This window comes from Herbaspirillum camelliae, from assembly GCF_001929405.1.
GTDB lineage: Bacteria > Pseudomonadota > Gammaproteobacteria > Burkholderiales > Burkholderiaceae_D > Herbaspirillum > Herbaspirillum seropedicae.
Window position 1 is genome coordinate 2,521,719 of the sequence record NZ_KV880769.1, and the last position, 17,031, is coordinate 2,538,749.

Annotated in this window: 14 protein-coding genes; 11 read left to right on the forward strand and 3 right to left on the reverse strand. The window is 61.9% G+C overall.

The window, feature by feature from the left end; genetic code table 11:
• Window positions 1-10: 10 nt before the first annotated feature.
• Both BGK68_RS11215 and BGK68_RS27815 read right to left on the reverse strand, forming a co-directional pair.
• A complete protein-coding gene (locus tag BGK68_RS11215; RefSeq protein WP_075257163.1) occupies window positions 11-985 on the reverse strand; it encodes an aldose 1-epimerase in 975 nt (324 codons plus the stop codon).
• A 150-nt stretch (window positions 986-1,135) separates the two neighbouring features.
• The gene (locus BGK68_RS27815) at window positions 1,136-1,288 is read right to left on the reverse strand and encodes a hypothetical protein (protein WP_156181721.1); all 153 of its coding nucleotides are present in this window, start codon (window positions 1,286-1,288) and stop codon (window positions 1,136-1,138) included.
• A gap of 199 nt (window positions 1,289-1,487) precedes the next feature.
• Here BGK68_RS27815 and BGK68_RS11220 point away from each other — a divergent pair, with 199 nt between their 5' ends.
• From BGK68_RS11220 to BGK68_RS11260, 9 genes are all read left to right on the forward strand, one after another.
• Window positions 1,488-2,462, forward strand: a complete 975-nt coding sequence (locus tag BGK68_RS11220; protein WP_075257164.1) for an ABC transporter substrate-binding protein — start codon at window positions 1,488-1,490, stop codon at window positions 2,460-2,462.
• A gap of 111 nt (window positions 2,463-2,573) precedes the next feature.
• Window positions 2,574-4,124, forward strand: coding sequence for a sugar ABC transporter ATP-binding protein (locus BGK68_RS11225; protein WP_013233064.1), 1,551 nt, complete (start codon window positions 2,574-2,576; stop codon window positions 4,122-4,124).
• Entirely contained in the window at window positions 4,121-5,200 is a 1,080-nt protein-coding gene (locus tag BGK68_RS11230; RefSeq protein ID WP_075257165.1) for an ABC transporter permease, read from the forward strand. The genes BGK68_RS11225 and BGK68_RS11230 overlap by 4 nt, the downstream gene beginning before the upstream one ends.
• Window positions 5,197-6,219: a galactofuranose ABC transporter, permease protein YjfF gene (yjfF, locus tag BGK68_RS11235; protein ID WP_075257166.1), complete on the forward strand. Its 1,023-nt coding sequence runs from the start codon at window positions 5,197-5,199 to the stop codon at window positions 6,217-6,219. Before BGK68_RS11230 ends, yjfF begins: the two co-directional genes overlap by 4 nt.
• Before the next feature lie 219 nt (window positions 6,220-6,438).
• Entirely contained in the window at window positions 6,439-7,512 is a 1,074-nt protein-coding gene (gene chvE, locus BGK68_RS11240; protein WP_075257167.1) for a multiple monosaccharide ABC transporter substrate-binding protein, read from the forward strand.
• Window positions 7,513-7,718: 206 nt separating this feature from the next.
• Entirely contained in the window at window positions 7,719-9,275 is a 1,557-nt protein-coding gene (gene mmsA / locus BGK68_RS11245) for a multiple monosaccharide ABC transporter ATP-binding protein (RefSeq protein WP_075257168.1), read from the forward strand.
• A 74-nt stretch (window positions 9,276-9,349) separates the two neighbouring features.
• Window positions 9,350-10,567, forward strand: coding sequence for a multiple monosaccharide ABC transporter permease (gene mmsB / locus BGK68_RS11250; RefSeq protein WP_075257169.1), 1,218 nt, complete (start codon window positions 9,350-9,352; stop codon window positions 10,565-10,567).
• Window positions 10,568-10,660: 93 nt separating this feature from the next.
• Window positions 10,661-12,418, forward strand: a complete 1,758-nt coding sequence (locus BGK68_RS11255; RefSeq protein WP_075257170.1) for an IlvD/Edd family dehydratase — start codon at window positions 10,661-10,663, stop codon at window positions 12,416-12,418.
• Window positions 12,419-12,481: 63 nt separating this feature from the next.
• On the forward strand, window positions 12,482-13,267 hold the full coding sequence (locus BGK68_RS11260; protein WP_075257171.1) for an SDR family NAD(P)-dependent oxidoreductase: 786 nt from the start codon (window positions 12,482-12,484) through the stop codon (window positions 13,265-13,267).
• 295 nt (window positions 13,268-13,562) lie between these two features.
• On the opposite strand, the gene BGK68_RS11265 is transcribed toward BGK68_RS11260, so the two are convergent.
• Window positions 13,563-14,504, reverse strand: coding sequence for a LysR family transcriptional regulator (locus BGK68_RS11265; protein ID WP_013233072.1), 942 nt, complete (start codon window positions 14,502-14,504; stop codon window positions 13,563-13,565).
• Window positions 14,505-14,826: 322 nt separating this feature from the next.
• Here BGK68_RS11265 and BGK68_RS11270 point away from each other — a divergent pair, with 322 nt between their 5' ends.
• Both BGK68_RS11270 and BGK68_RS11275 read left to right on the forward strand, forming a co-directional pair.
• Window positions 14,827-15,951, forward strand: coding sequence for a porin (locus BGK68_RS11270; RefSeq protein ID WP_041310257.1), 1,125 nt, complete (start codon window positions 14,827-14,829; stop codon window positions 15,949-15,951).
• 192 nt (window positions 15,952-16,143) lie between these two features.
• Window positions 16,144-17,022, forward strand: coding sequence for an SMP-30/gluconolactonase/LRE family protein (locus tag BGK68_RS11275; protein ID WP_075257172.1), 879 nt, complete (start codon window positions 16,144-16,146; stop codon window positions 17,020-17,022).
• Window positions 17,023-17,031 lie beyond the last annotated feature (9 nt).

The window sequence follows — 17,031 nt, forward strand, 5'->3', positions numbered from 1 at the left end:
GTCTTTCGGTTCATCGCGCGGCGCTGCTTACGGCTGGCCGCGCCTGGGGTTCTTCCTGGGCGATCTCGCAGACGGAAAAACGCGTGAGCAAGACCATGTCCTCGCCCGGGGCCAGGTCGATCAGACCGGGGCGCTTGGGCCGGTGGAAGGCGTCGATGGGATGCGTCACCGGCTCCAGGCAGAAGAAGGGCTGTTTTACCGGGCGGAACATGAGCACATAGCCGCTGCGGTCGGTGGTATGCATCTGCAGGCGCAGTCCGCGCGTGGGATCTTCGATCATGGCCAGGCCATCCCAGCCTTCGAAGCAGTTGTCGATCAGTTTGTCTTCCAGCGTGGCCGGGCGGTTGTAGTCCCAGCCTGGCGGCAGCTGGCGGGTGAAGCTGGTGGGGATGCGATCCGGTCCCGAGAGCCACACGCCGCGCGAGCGGAATTGCAGCCGCGTCTGGGCGTCGCGCACGAAGTAGGGATGCAGGCCCAGGCCGTAGGGCAGGGTCTCTGTGCCGGTATTGGTCACGCGCAGCTCGATCTCCAGCGCGTTCTCGCGCAGGGTCAGCAACTGCCGCGCACGATAGACGTAGGGATTGCCGTCGCAGCGGTCCGATTCCAGTTCCAGGGTCATGCGGTCCTCGGCCTGGGCCGTGATGGTCCACGCCTGGCGCCAGCCGTCGCCGTGAATGGGATAGGGTTCGCCGGGGCGGTTGGGGACCAGCGGATAATGCTTGCCGTCAAAGTCGAATCCACCGCCGGTGATGCGGTTGGACCAGGGCAGCAGCGGGAAGCAGGCAGTGGCGTAGAGCGCTGCAGGGTCGGCGCTCCAGGGGCGCAGCAGCGGCAGCCATTGGCGCTCGCGCTGCCATTCCCAGCCAGCCAGTGCGCCGCCTAGCGAAGGCAGCACATGCAGCCGCTGGCGACCGGCTTGCAAGGTATGGATTTGCGGCAGTCCCTGGGAGCCTGCGCGGCGGGCATCGGTTGCTCGGGATGGCATGTCGTCTCGTGTCTTGTTATGGTGTGCAGCGCGCATCAGCGATGGGGTGCAGCGTCCCGTCGAGGGGACATCGAAGGCGGTTTCACGAAGAGGGAGAGGGTTCACGAGCTGGGTCTGCGCTCCGTCTGCACGAACTGCGCTTCAAAAAAATCACGCCGATGCTATCACCGCCCTCCGATAGGGAATAATGAAAAAAAGATCGCAAACGATATCAAAATTGCGCGAAGCCTGCCCGAGCCGCGACGAAAGCGGCCTGCGCGACGGTGCAGGCTCATCGATGCGGGAAACGGTATCGAAAAACATTAAAAATTCATTGGAAGCTTATTGCTTGCTTACCTAATATTGAGCCCGGATCGAGAACGATCAGGGCTGTTTGCTGTTCCCGATTCCAGACGCACCGCGCCGCACTCTTATTCCTACAAGTCGAACGCATCGCCGGCGCAGCGCACTTCACGCATACAACAAGGGGAAGTCCACAATTCCCTGCCAACGGAGACTGACAATGAATTCGAAGAGAAGAGCGCTTCTGGGCGCAGCCATTTGCCTGAGCCTGGGTAGCAGCGCCATGAGCCTGCCGGCCTTTGCCGCCGACAAACCGCTGACCATGGGTTTCTCCCAGGTCGGCGCTGAAAGCGAATGGCGTACCGCCAACACCGTTTCCATCAAGGACGCCGCCAAGCAGGCCGGCGTGAACCTGAAGTTCGCCGACGCCCAGCAGAAGCAGGAAAACCAGGTCAAGGCGATCCGCTCCTTCATCGCGCAAAAGGTCGACGTGATCGCCTTCTCGCCGGTGGTGGAGTCGGGCTGGGAAACCGTGCTGCGTGAAGCCAAGGCCGCCAAGATTCCCGTGATCCTGACCGACCGCGCCGTCAACGTCTCCGACAAGTCGCTGTATGTGACCTTCATCGGTTCGGACTTCGTGGAAGAAGGCCGCCGCGCTGGCCGCTGGCTGCTGGACAAGGCCAAGAGCATGCCGGCGGGTGACATCAACATCGTCGAACTGCAGGGCACCGTCGGTTCGGCGCCGGCCATCGACCGCAAGGCAGGCTTCGAGGAAGTCATCAAGGGCGAACCGCGCCTGAAGATCATCCGCTCGCAGACCGGCGACTTCACCCGCGCCAAGGGCAAGGAAGTGATGGAAGCCTTCCTCAAGGCCGAGGGCAAGAAGATCAATGTGCTCTACGCCCATAACGACGACATGGCCATCGGCGCCATCCAGGCCATCGAAGAAGCCGGCATGAAGCCGGGCAAGGACATCATCATCATCTCCATCGATGGGGTCAAGGGCGCCTTCGAAGCCATGATGGCCGGCAAGCTCAATGTCACCGTCGAGTGCAGCCCGCTGCTGGGTCCGCAACTGATGCAGATCGCCAAGGACATCAAGGCTGGCAAGGAAGTCCCCAAGCGCATCACGACCGAGGAAGGCATCTTCCCGGCCGAAGTGGCGGCCAAGGAATTCCCCAACCGCAAGTACTGATGCCGACCTGATGGACGCCGCATTGGCTGCCGCTTAGCGCGGTGCGCCTGTGCGGCGGTTTTTTTCGCCTGCTGCGGAAGTGCGCGCAGCGGGTGTTCTGATGGAGTTGCGATGACGATGTCTGTCGGGACGCAGGCGCGTCCCATGCTGGAGTTGAGCGGTATCCACAAGGCATTTGCGGGCGTGAAGGCGCTCACCGATGTCGGCTTGCGGCTGTTCCCGGGGGAAGTGCATACCCTGATGGGGCAGAATGGCGCAGGCAAGTCCACGCTGATCAAGGTGCTGACCGGCGTGCATGAACCCGATGGCGGCAAGATCGAACTGGATGGCCGCGCCATTGCGCCGGCTTCCACCCTGGAGGCGCAGGCGCTGGGCATCAGCACGGTCTACCAGGAGGTCAACCTCTGTCCCAACCTGTCGGTGGCCGAGAATATCTTCGTGGGCCGCTATCCCACCCGCTTTGGCCGCATCGACTGGAAGAGCGTACACACGCAATCCCGGCAACTGCTGCAGCAGTTGCAGATCGATATCGATGTCGCTGCGCCGCTGTCGTCCTATCCGCTGGCGATCCAGCAGATGGTGGCGATCTCGCGTGCGCTGTCGGTCTCGGCCAAGGTGCTCATTCTCGATGAGCCCACCTCCAGCCTCGATGAGGCCGAGGTGCAGCAGCTCTTCAAGGTGTTGCGTCGCCTGCGCGAGCAGGGCATGGCGATCCTCTTCGTGACCCACTTCCTGGACCAGACCTACGAGATCTCGGACCGCATCACGGTGCTGCGCAATGGCGTGCGCGAGGGTGAATACCTGGTGTCCGAGCTGTCGCGCCTGGACCTGGTCAACAAGATGGTGGGGGTGACCGCGGTCGATCACCGCAAGGTCGAGGCGGGCGCCGAGGCGCTGGCGTCCGAACTCTCGACCGATGCCGCCGCTGCCGGTGCAGTCTTCCTGCAAGCCGAGGGCTTTGGCCGGCGCGGCGTGCTGGCGCCGCAAGACCTGCAATTGCGGCGCGGCGAAGTCTTCGGACTGTGCGGCCTGCTGGGTTCGGGGCGGACCGAGATGGCGCGCCTGCTGTTCGGCGCCGATCGTGCTGACTGCGGCCAGTTGCGTATCGAAGGCAAGGAGGTCCGGCTCAACGTGCCGCGCGATGCGATTGCCGCCGGCATCGGTTTCTGTTCCGAGGACCGCAAGAAGGAGGGCGCGATCCTGGAACTGTCGGTGCGCGAAAACATCATCCTGGCGCTGCAGGCGCGTCAAGGCTTGTTCCGGGTGTTGCCGCGCAAGCGTCAGAACCAGATCGCCGCAGATTACGTCAAGTGGCTGGGCATCAAGACGGCCGACCTGGAAACCCCCATCGGCCTGCTCTCCGGCGGCAACCAGCAGAAAGCCTTGCTGGCGCGCTGGCTGGCCACCGACCCGGGCATGCTGATCCTGGACGAGCCCACGCGCGGCATCGACGTGCGCGCCAAGCAGGAGATCATGGATTTCGTCATCGCCATGTGCCGCAAGGGCATGTCCATTCTTTTCATTTCCTCGGAGATTCCCGAGGTCCTGCGTTGCAGCGACCGTATGCTGGTGCTGCGCGACCGTCGCGCCTGTGGTGAGTATCGCCGCGGCGAGCTGGACGAACAGTCGGTCTTGCAGGTGATCGCGGGAGAGACCGCATGAGTGCTTCCATGGATTCCAAACTGATTCCCGATACTGCCGCGCGCGCAGGCTCGCCCGTGCTGGCCGGCCTGTTGCGCCATCCCCTGGTGCGCCCGCTAGCGGCGCTGGCCGTGCTGCTGCTGATCGATTTCCTGCTGGTGCCAGGCTTCTTCAAGCTGGAGATCAAGGACGGCCACCTGTATGGCGCCCTGATCGATATCATCAACCGCGCCGCACCGCTGATGCTGGCCGCGCTGGGCATGACGCTGGTCATTGCCACGCGTGGCGTGGATATTTCGGTGGGCGCGGTGGTGGCCATCTCCGGTGCGGTGGCGGCCATCTTGATCGGCGGCAAGATGGTGGTGGTCGATGGCGTCTCGCAATATGTCAGCAATGTGCCGATGGTCTGGGCGCTGTGCGCGGCCATGGGCGCGGCGTTGCTGTGCGGCGCCTGGAACGGCTTGCTGGTGGCCGGTCTGGGGCTGCAGCCCATCATCGCCACGCTGATCCTGATGGTGGCCGGGCGCGGACTGGCGCAGCTGCTCACCGATGGCCAGATCGTCACGGTCTATTACAAGCCCTTCTTCTTCCTGGGCGGCGGCTATCTGTTCGGCCTGCCGTTCTCGCTCTACATCGCGGCGGCCATGTTCGTGCTGCTGGCGCTGCTGATGAAGAAGACCGCGCTGGGGCTGTTCATCGAATCGGTCGGCATCAACCCGGTGGCGTCCCGCCTGGCCGGCATCCGCACGGCGGCGCTGATCTTCTTCGTCTACATGTTCTGCAGCGCCTGCGCCGGGCTGGCCGGACTGATGATCGCGTCCAACATCAAGAGCGCCGACGCCAACAACGCCGGCCTGCTGCTGGAACTGGACGCCATCCTGGCCGTGACCCTGGGCGGCACCTCGCTGGCCGGGGGCAAGTTCAGCCTGGTGGGCAGCGTCATCGGCGCGCTCATCATCCAGACGCTGACCTACACCATCTATTCGCTGGGCGTGCCGCCTGAGGTCAACATGGTGGTCAAGTCCATCGTGGTGTTCCTGGTCTGCCTGTCGCAGTCGCCGCAATTCCGCCGCATGTTGAGGATGTCCAAATCATGATGCTCGTTTCTTCCTTGCGGCGCGCTTCGCACGCGCCGTGGTTCACGTCCATGGTCACCGTGGTGTTGCTGGTAGTCATGCTGGTGGCCGGCGCTCTCGGCTACGATGGCTTCCTGTCGCCCCAGGTGATGCTCAATCTCTTGATCGACAATGCCTTCCTGCTGGTGGTGGCCATCGGCATGACCTTCGTCATCCTCTCCGGCGGCATCGACCTCTCGGTCGGCTCGGTGCTGGCGCTGACCACGATGGTGGCGGCCTTCCTGCTGCAGAACTGGCACTGGCATCCGCTGCTGGTGATCGTCACCGTGCTGTTGATGGGCGCCGGGTTTGGCGCCGCCATGGGCGCGATGATCCATTACTTCAAGCTGCAGGCCTTCATCGTCACGCTGGCCGGGATGTTCCTGGCGCGCGGACTGTGCTACCTCATCAGCATCAATTCCATCACCATCGATGAGCCGCTGTTTACCACCCTGTCGCAGACGCGGCTGGAGCTGGCAGGGCTGTTCATCTCGCCCAGCGTGGTGATCGCCCTGTTCATGCTGGCGCTGGCGATCTGGATGGCGCACTGCACCCGCTTCGGTCGGGCCGTCTACGCCATCGGCGGCAACGAGAACTCGGCGCTGCTGATGGGCTTGCCGGTGGGGCGCACCAAGGTCCTGGTGTATGCCTTCAGCGGGCTGTGCGCGGCGGTGGCCGGCGTGCTGTTCTCTTTCTACATGCTCTCCGGCTACGGCCTGCATGCCCAGGGGGTGGAGCTGGATGCGATTGCTGCGGTGGTCATCGGCGGCACCCTGTTGACCGGCGGCTATGGTTACGTGGCCGGTACCTTGACCGGCGTGCTCATCCTGGGGGTGATCCAGACCCTGATCGCCTTCGATGGCACCCTCAGTTCCTGGTGGACCAAGATCTTCATCGGGGCGCTGCTGTTCGTCTTTTGCGTGGCGCAACGGCTCATCTCGCTGGGGGCCCTGCGCGGGAAACCGGCCGCACCTGCAAAAGCCGCGACAGTAGCGGCTTGAGCGGGATTTTTTAAGCTTAATTAAGATAACTTTACATAGAGGGAGTTATACCGAAAACCATATCCATTACGTTCAAAAAATCATTAGAAATGTATTGGTAAAGCAATTAATGTAGAGCCCGCAAAACAGTTGCTCTGCATGACATTCATCAGAACTAGAGGCGCTGTTTTAGACAACTACAACACGCCATTCCATAAATAGAGACTGGAGACTCGAAGCATGAAAATCAAATCCGTATTGAGCGGTATTGCCCTCGGCCTGGGCGTCACCCTGATGTCCATCAGCGCACAGGTGAGCGCACAGAGCAAGCAGCTGGTCGGCGTGGCCATGCCCACCAAGTCTTCGGCCCGCTGGATCGCCGACGGCAACAACATGGTCAAGGTCCTGAAGGAAAAGGGCTACCAGACCGACCTGCAATACGCCGAAGACGACATCCCCAACCAGCTCTCCCAGATCGAGAACATGCTGACCAAGGGCGCCAAGGTGCTGGTGATCGCCGCCATCGACGGCACCACCCTGACCGACGTGCTGCAGAAGGCCGCCGACAAGGGCGTCAAGGTCATCGCCTATGACCGCCTGATCCGTGGCTCCAAGAACGTCGACTACTATGCCACCTTCGACAACTTCCAGGTCGGCGTGCTGCAGGCGCAATCGCTGGAAAAGGCCCTGGGCCTGAAGGAAGGCAAGGGTCCGTTCAACATCGAACTGTTCGGCGGTTCCTCGGACGACAACAACGCCTTCTTCTTCTACAACGGCGCCATGTCGGTGTTGAAGCCCTACATCGACAGCGGCAAGCTGGTGGTGCGTTCCAAGCAGATGGGCATGGACAAGGTCGCGACCCTGCGCTGGGATCCGGCCACTGCACAAGCCCGTATGGACAACCTGCTGTCGGCCTACTACACCAACGCCAAGGTCAACGCCGTGCTGTCCCCGTATGATGGCCTGTCCATCGGTATCCTGTCCTCGCTGCGCGGCGTCGGCTACGGCACCCCGCAACAACCCTTCCCGTATGTCTCGGGTCAGGATGCGGAAGTGCCTTCGGTCAAGTCCATCATCCGTGGCGAGCAGTACTCCACCATCTTCAAGGACACCCGCGAACTGGCCAAGGTCACCGTCGGTATGGTTGACGCTGTCCTGGGCGGCAAGCAGCCCCAGATCAACGACACCAAGACCTACAACAACGGCGTGAAGGTGGTGCCTTCCTACCTGTTGAAGCCGGTCGTGGTGGACAAGTCGAACTGGAAGGAAATCCTGGTCGGCAGCGGCTACTACACCGAAGCCCAGCTGAAGTAAGCAGGACAGCGGGCGCAGCCGATGACACATCGTTGCGCCCGCCCGTTGAATCTTTCGCAGCAAGAATACTCACAAGATCAGCATAGTCCCGCCCTGTGCAGGACTAATACTTTCAGGAAGATGTGCTTGCGCAAAGGCAATGCACACGAGACAAAAACTCCGGCTTCGCGATGGTTCGGAAGACCGGCAGAAGAGAGGTCAGCATCATGAGCAACATTCTGGAAATGCGCGGCATCGAAAAGAGTTTCCCGGGTGTGAAGGCGTTGAACAACGTCAACCTGGCGGTACGCGAAGGCGAGATCCATGCCATCGTCGGCGAGAATGGCGCCGGCAAGTCCACGCTGATGAAGGTGCTCTCCGGGGTCTACCCGCATGGCACCTATTCCGGCGACATCGTCTACAAGGGTGAGGTGCGCGCCTTCAAGGACATCCGCGACAGCGAACACCTGGGCATCATCATCATCCACCAGGAGCTGGCGCTGGTGCCGCTGCTGTCGGTGATGGAAAACCTCTTCCTGGGCAATGAGCAGGCCCGGGGCGGCGTGATCGACTGGGAACAGTCCTACGTGCGCGCCAAGGAGCTGCTGGCCAAGGTCGGCCTGAAGGAGTCGCCGCTGACACAGGTGGGCGACCTGGGTGTGGGCAAGCAGCAATTGATCGAGATCGCCAAGGCGCTCTCCAAGGAAGTCAAGCTGCTGATCCTGGACGAGCCGACCGCCAGCCTCAATGAAAGCGATTCCGATGCGCTGCTCGAACTGCTGCTGGAGTTGAAGCGCCAGGGCATCGCCTCGATCCTGATCTCGCACAAGCTCAACGAAATTTCCAAGGTGGCCGATTCCATCACCGTGCTGCGCGACGGCACCACGGTCGATACCTTCGACTGCCGCGCTGAACCCATCAGCGAAGACCGTATCATCCAGCACATGGTGGGCCGCGAGATGGCCGACCGCTATCCGCAGCGCGATCCCAAGATCGGCGACGTGATCTTTGAAGTGCGCGACTGGCGTGTACACCACCCGCTGCACTCGGACCGCCTGGCCATCAAGGACGTCAACATGACCGTGCGCGCCGGCGAGATCGTCGGTATCGCCGGCCTGATGGGGGCGGGCCGTACCGAGCTGGCCAAGAGCATCTTTGGCCGCGCCTACGGCAAGAAGATCAGCGGCCAGGCCTTCCTGCACGGCAAGGAAGTGGATCTGTCCACCATCGAGAAAGCCATCGCCAAGGGCATCGCCTACGTCACCGAAGACCGCAAGGGCGATGGCCTGGTGCTGGAAGAAGACATCAAGAAGAACATCTCGCTGGCCAACCTGGGCGGCGTGTCCGAGCGCACCGTCATCGACGAGGCGCGCGAATACAAGATCGCCGCCGACTTCAAGCAGCAGATGCGCATCCGCTGTTCCAGCGTGCTGCAGAAGGTGGTCAACCTCTCCGGCGGCAATCAGCAGAAGGTGGTGCTGTCGAAGTGGCTGTTCTCGCAGCCGGAGGTGCTGATCCTGGACGAACCCACACGCGGTATCGACGTGGGCGCCAAGTTCGAGATCTACAACATCATCAGCAAGCTGGCCGCCGAGGGCAAGTGCATCATCATGATCTCCTCGGAAATGCCGGAACTGCTGGGCATGTGCGACCGCATCTACGTGATGAACGAAGGCCAGTTCGTGGGCCACCTGCCCAAGGCCGAGGCCACCCAGGAAAACATCATGCGCGCCATCATGCGCAACAAGCGCATCGATGACCCGGGCCTGTCCAAGGCCGCCTGAACGCAGCAGACCAAGCCGGAGCCAAACCGGCGGCAACTACCATAAAGACCAGAGAGCACCTGAGGAGCAAGACAATGGAGAGCATTGACATGAGCAAGAAACCGGCTGCGGCCGCCGCCGGCGGCGCCGCCGAAAAGAAGGACTACGGCAGCTTCCTGAAGAACAACATGCGCGAGTACGGCATGCTGATGTCGCTGGTGGCCATCATGGCCTTCTTCCAGATCATGACCGACGGCACGCTGATGCGTCCGCTGAACCTGACCAACCTGGTGCTGCAGAACAGCTACATCGTCATCATGGCGCTGGGCATGCTGATGGTCATCGTGGCCGGCCACATCGACCTGTCGGTGGGCTCGGTGGTGGGCCTGATTGGCGCACTGGCGGCGGTATTGATGGTGGACTACGGCTGGGGCTTCGTGCCCGCTTCCATCGTCTGCCTGATCGCCGGCGGCCTGATCGGCGCGGCGCAGGGCTACTGGATCGCGTACTTCAAGATCCCGTCCTTCATCGTCACCCTGGCCGGCATGCTGGTCTTCAAGGGCATGGCGCTGGCGCTGCTGCAAGGCCAGTCCCTGGGCCCCTTCCCGCAGACCTTCCAGATGCTGTCCTCGGGCTTCATCCCTGAACTGACCGGCAACGCCACCTTCCGCACCACCTCGCTGGTCGTGGGCATCATCGCCGCCGTGGTGCTGATCCTGGTCAAGCTGCATGGTCGCCGCAAGCAGACCAAGCACGGCATGGAAGATGAACCGGCCATGTTCTTCCTGCTCAAGAACGGCGTGTTCGCTGCCGCCATCATCGCCTTCAGCTACCTGCTGTCGACCTATCGCGGCATGCCCAATGTGCTCATCATCATGTTTGCGCTGATGGTGTTCTACACCTTCGTCACCAGCCGCACCACCCTGGGCCGTCGCGTCTATGCCGTGGGCGGCAATGAGAAGGCGGCCAAGCTGTCGGGCATCAAGACCGAACGCGTGTCCTTCTTCACCTTCGTCAACATGGGCGTGCTGGCCGCGCTGGCCGGCCTGATCTTCGCGGCGCGTCTGAACACCGCCACCCCCAAGGCTGGCCTGGGCTTCGAGCTGGATGTGATCGCAGCCTGCTTCATCGGCGGCGCCTCGGCCTCGGGCGGTGTGGGCAAGGTCATGGGCGCGGTCATCGGCGCCTTCATCATGGGCGTGATGAACAACGGCATGTCCATCATGGGCATCGGCATCGACTACCAGCAGATGATCAAGGGCCTGGTCCTGCTGATGGCCGTGTGCTTCGACGTCTACAACAAGAACAAGTAATCCGGATGGCAAAGGCGGGCAGAGTGGCCCGCCTTTTACATTGACCTCCGGCTGGACCCTATCCTTTCATTTCCTTCTGTCAGGAATTCAACGATGAGTAGCGACAAAAAAGACAAGAGCCGCACCCTGCGCTCGGCTGGCTGGTTCGGCACCGCCGACAAGAACGGTTTCATGTACCGTAGCTGGATGAAGAACCAGGGCATCCCCGACCACGAATTCCAGGGCAAGCCGGTCATCGGCATCTGCAACACCTGGTCGGAACTGACCCCCTGCAACGCCCACTTCCGCAAGATCGCCGAACACGTGCGTCGCGGCATCATCGAGGCCGGCGGCTTCCCGGTGGAGTTCCCGGTGTTCTCCAATGGCGAATCCAATCTGCGCCCCACCGCCATGCTCACCCGCAACCTGGCCAGCATGGACGTGGAAGAGTCGATCCGCGGCAATCCCATCGATGCGGTGGTGCTGCTGACCGGCTGCGACAAGACCACGCCGGCCCTGCTGATGGGGGCGGCCAGCTGCGACGTACCGGCCATCGTCGTGACCGGTGGTCCGATGTTGAACGGCAAGCACCAGGGCCGCGACATCGGTTCGGGCACGGTGGTGTGGCAATTGTCGGAACAGGTCAAGGCCGGTGAAATCACCATCCATGACTTCATGGCCGCTGAAGCCGGCATGTCGCGTTCGGCGGGCACCTGCAACACCATGGGCACCGCCTCCACCATGGCCTGCATGGCCGAGTCGCTGGGCGTGTCGCTGCCGCACAATGCAGCGATCCCCGCCGTTGATGCGCGCCGCTATGTTCTCGCGCACTTGTCCGGCATGCGCATCGTCGACATGGTCTGGGAAGGCCTGACCCTGTCCAAGATCCTGACCCGCAAGGCCTTCGAGAACGCCATCCGCACCAACGCCGCCATCGGTGGTTCCACCAATGCCGTGATCCACCTCAAGGCCATCGCCGGTCGCATCGGCGTGGACCTGGAACTGGAAGACTGGACCCGCATCGGCCGTGGCACCCCGACCATCGTCGATCTGCAGCCCTCGGGCCGCTACCTGATGGAAGAGTTCTACTACGCCGGCGGCCTGCCTGCCGTGCTGCGCCGCCTGGGCGAGGCCGACCTGCTGCCGCACAAGGATGCACTGACCGTCAACGGCCAGACCATGTGGGACAACGTCAAGGATGCGCCGATCTACAACGACGAAGTGGTGCGTCCGCTGGCCAAGCCGCTGATCGAAGATGGCGGCATCTGCATCCTGCGCGGCAACCTGGCGCCGCGCGGCGCGGTCCTGAAGCCCTCGGCAGCCACGCCTGAGCTGATGAAGCATCGCGGCCGCGCGGTGGTCTTCGAAGACTTCAACCACTACAAGGAACGCATCATCGATCCCGATCTGGATGTGGACGCCAGCTGCGTGCTGGTGATGAAGAACGTCGGTCCCAAGGGGTATCCGGGCATGGCCGAAGTGGGCAACATGGGCTTGCCGCCCAAGGTGCTGGCCACCGGCGTGAAGGACATGGTGCGTATCTCGGATGCGCGCATGAGCGGCACCGCCTATGGCACCGTGATCTTGCATGTGGCGCCGGAAGCCGCTGCGGGCGGTCCGCTGGGCATCGTCCAGGATGGCGACTTCATCGAACTGGACGCCTATGCCGGCAAGCTGCAGCTCGACATCAGCGAAGAAGAGATGAAGCGCCGCCTTGAAGCCCGCGCCAAGCTGCTGGCCGAGCGCAAGCCCGAGATGGTCGGTGGCTACCAGTCCCTGTATGTGGACCGCGTGCTGCAGGCCGATGAAGGCTGCGACTTCGACTTCCTGGTCGGTTGCCGTGGCGCAGCCGTGCCCAAGCACTCGCACTGATCTTTCACCCGATATCCCATGGATGAGCCGGTGTCGGCATGACACCGGCGGCAAGGACTTCTCATGAGCAACACTCCCCAGAACGTACAACTGGCGAGCTTCCCCAGCTTGAAGGGCAAGCGCGTCTTCATCACCGGTGGCGGCACCGGCATTGGCGCGGCCATCGTCGAAGCGTTTGCGCAACAAGGTGCGCAGGTGGCTTTCGTCGATATCGCCACCGAAGCCAGCGAAGCGCTGTGCAACGAAGTGGCTGCGGCTGGTCACCCCAAGCCGCTGTTCCGCCATTGCGACCTGCGTGACATCCCGGCTTTCCAGGCCACCATCGCCGAACTGCAAGCCCAGCTGGGCGACTTCGATGTGCTGGTCAACAATGCGGCCAACGACCAGCGTCACAAGCTGGAAGAAGTGACGCTGGAATACTGGAACGACCGCATCGCCATCAATCAGCGCCCGTCCTTCTTCGCCGTGCAGTCGGTGGTGGAGGGGATGAAGCGCCGTGGCGGCGGCTCCATCATCAATTTCAGTTCGATCAGCTGGCACCAGTCCAGCGGCGGTTTCCCGGTCTATACCACGGCCAAGGCCTCGACCCTGGGCCTGACTCGTGGCCTGGCGCGCGACCTCGGTCCGCACAAGATCCGCGTCAATACCGTCACGCCGGGCTGGGTCATGACCGAGCGCCAAAGGCAGTTGTGGCTGGATGAGGAAGGCAAGAAGGCCATCGCCCGCAACCAGTGCCTGCAGGGTGACCTGCTGCCGTGGCACCTGGCGCGCATGGTGCTGTTCCTGGCTGCTGACGATAGCGCCATGTGCACCGCGCAGGAATTTATCGTCGATGCCGGTTGGGTTTGATGGATCGAGGATGACGGCCCGGCGTGTCCTGATAGGGGGACGCACTGGCTGAAATGAAAAAAGCGTCGCTGCCTGGCGACGCTTTTTCATTGGTGGAGAGAGAAAAACTTAGATTTCCGGCGAAGGCTTGTTGTTTTTTTGCAGTTGCTTTTTTTATTTTCTGGCGCAGAAAAATCGCGCTACACAATTTGGTGAATCCGGTTTTCAGATCGGCTTACGCTTCCTTACATTTCTTAATAAAACTCCGGGACGCACTGTGGCCTTTTGGCTGCATCATGCGCAAGAAAATGCTTGCTCAGTAAATCATTTTCGCGACTTCACGGATCGCCTGCAGCACCAGGTTGGCCCCCGGCGAGAGCAGATTGTCCTGGCGCGTGATGATGCCGAAACCCGCCATGCGGCAGGGCAACTCGATGGGCAGGATATCCATCAGCCGGGCCTGGGTGTAGTAACGCGCCACTTCGGTGGGCATGGCGTAGATGAAGTCGGTCTGCTGCAACAGGCTGGTGATGAACAGGATGGCGGTGGTGTCGACCACGTTGGACGGCGGCGCCAGCCCTTGCTCGCGGAACATCTGGTCGCAGCGCGCCCGCAGGATGCTGCCCTTGGGCGCCATGATCCAGGCCTCGCTGGCCAGGTCGGCCAGGCTCAGGTCGGTGCGTGCATGGAAGGGATGGCCCACCCGCGCGACCGCACAGATCGGCTCGTCGGCCAGTTCTTCATAGAGCAGGCCGCCGCGCGCCTCGTCGTCGAGGATGCGGCCGATGATGAAGTCCAGTTCGCCGTGCAATAGGCGCGAGAGCAGGATGTTGCTGCTTTCCACTTCCACGCCGATACGCAGCATCGGCGCCTGTTCCTTGACCCGTGCGATGGCTGGCGGCAACAGCGCCATGGCCGGCGAGAGGATGCCGCCCACGTCCACCTGGCCGGACAGGCCCGACTTGAGCGCCACGATGTCCTCGTGCGCCTTGGACAGGCTGGTCAGCGCCATGCGCGCATGGCGGATCATGGCCTCGCCATAGATGGTGGGCCGCATGCCGCGCGGCAGGCGCTCGAACAGGGCCACGCCCAGCATGTCTTCGAGATCCTTGAGCTGCTTGGAAGCCGCCGGCTGGGTCATGTTGAGCTCGCTGGCGGCGCGATGGATGTTGCGGGTGTCGTCGAGGGCGATGAGGAGAAGGAGTTGGCGGGTCTTCAATCGCGCCCGCAGAAACCAGTTGGGGTCACTGTTTTTCATAAGTCTCCGGGACCATATTCTGCATTTTTTTTACATAGAATTTTTCTTAGAAATTCATGATATCAAATCGCATATCGGAATTGCTAAAGATTTCATTGGAAAGACATGAACCGAATACTTAGTATCTAGCCACATTCCGGGCTGTACAGGACAAAACAATGACAGTGTCCGGAATGAACGAAGAGATGGTCGGGCAGCATCAAAACAAAAAGTTGGGAGACCGTCAGGGGTCCGTCAGGATTCACGGGGTCTGAAGTGCAAGCTGCACGACCAAGCCCACCGACGAAAAAAATTTAAACGGCAATATCCACGGAGACTATTCATGAAGCAAGTGAAGCCATCCTTTATTGGAGCAAAGACCCTGTGCGCGCTCGCGCTGATGGGAGCATTCTCGGCACAGGCGCAGGCGCAGACCAGCAGTGTCACCATCTACGGCCGTGTGGTTGCGGGCGTGGATATCATGACCAACGTTCCCAAGACGGATGGCTCTGGCACGACCGGCACACGTATTCGTGCTGCCAGCAACCAGTGGGGCACCAGCATGATCGGCGTCAAGGGTACGGAAGACCTGGGCGGCGGCACCAATGCCTTCTTCCTGCTGGAATCGGGCTTTGGCTCGACCACCGGCGGCCTCAACGGTACCGACATCAACGGCACCTCGCTGTTCAATCGTCGTTCCTACGTCGGCCTGTCCTCGGCCAATGCCGGCAGCCTGAAGCTGGGTAAGAACCTGTTCATCAACAACGATGTGTGGTTCCTGGACCCGACCGGCCAGCAATGGATCGGTACCGCCAACCTGGTGCGTGGCCGTAACTGGCCCGGCGCCAGCAACGTGATCGAGTACACCACCCCGACCTTCGGCGGCTTCGGTGCGACCGTGCAGACCAGCCTGGGCGAAGCAGCCGGCTCCTTCAGCAAGGGCGGCACCAGCACCAAGTATGGTCGCAAGGACGGCCTGTCCCTGGTGTACCAGAACAATGGTCTGGAACTGCGCGGCATCTATGACGTGATCCGCGATGCCAACGGCCGCTACACCGATGTGTATGACACCTCCAAGGAACTGATCCTGGGCGGTACTTACAAGATCGACAAGCTGAAGATGTTCCTGGGTTACGAAAACCTGCGCGCACCTGACGCCAACACCGCCAGCGGCGTGCCTGATCGCGTGAACCACTACTGGCTGGGTGCGAACTACGACGTCACTCCGCAATTCCAGCTGGTGGGCTCGGTGTTCCACGTCAATGCCAACAACGGCAATGGCAGCGCCAACCTGTTCATGGCCGGTGTGAACTACTTCCTGTCCAAGCGTACCCTGCTGTACGTGGGCGGCGGCACCATGCGCAACGGCAACAACGCCAACTACTCGCTGGAAGCGGACAGCTCCACCGGCGGTGGCAAGGGCACCAATCAGACCGGTGGCTACTTCGGTATCGCCCACTCGTTCTGATGCAATAACTCTGTAGTATCTGTAATCCTTCCTGAGGTGGTCTTGATGTAGTTGAGGGCGGGCGCAAGCCCGCCCTTTTTTCTTGTAGTCCGATGTAGTGCAATGTAGTCCAATGTGGTTCGATCTGTGCCGATGCCGCCGGCAACACTGCCGCCATCGGTAAATTATTTATATTATTGGCGGGGCAAGACGATGAATGCGCAATTGCTGGTGGATGGACATCATGAACTGGGCGAGGGCGTGCTGTGGTGCGACCGCTCGCAATCGGTCTTCTGGACCGACATCCATGCATCGCGCCTGTGGAACCATGATCCGCAAACGGGCCTCACGCGCAGCTGGGGCATGCCCGAGCGGCTGTGCTGCTATGCCTTCACGGCCGATCCCCAGCAGTTGCTGATCGGACTGGAGTCGCGCCTGGCCTTCTTCAATCTATCCACAGGGACGATCGCGCCGATCTGCCGCATCGAGGATGACTTGCCCAGCACGCGCCTCAATGATGGCCGTTGCGATCGCCAGGGTCGTTTCGTCTTCGGCACCCTCAATGAAGACGCAGGTCGCGCGCCCATCGCCAGTTTCTATCGCCTGAATACCGACCTGACGCTGGAGCGTCTGTCCCTGCCCTCCATCGCCATCTCCAACAGCATCTGCTTCAGCCTCGATGGCAAGCTGATGTACCACTGCGATTCCATGGCCGGCAAGATCATGGTCTGTGACTACGATGCCGCCAGCGGTGCGGTCGGCGGACAACGCGTCTTCGCCGACGTGGCGCAGCCGGGTGGTCCGGACGGTTCCACCATCGATGCCGAGGGTTATCTGTGGAATGCCCAATGGGGCGGGGCCCGGGTGGTGCGTTATGCGCCTGATGGCCGCATCGACCGCGTCGTCGCCATCCCGACGTCCCAGCCTTCCTGCGTGGCCTTCGGCGGCGCGCAGTTCGACACGCTCTATGTCACCACGGCCCATGAAGGCATGAGCGCCGAGCAACGCGCTGCCGACCCGCAGGCCGGGGCCTTGTTCGCCGTCGCCCTGGCGGACGTGCGCGGCTTGCCCGAGGTGCGCTTCGCCGGCTGAACCCGCGCC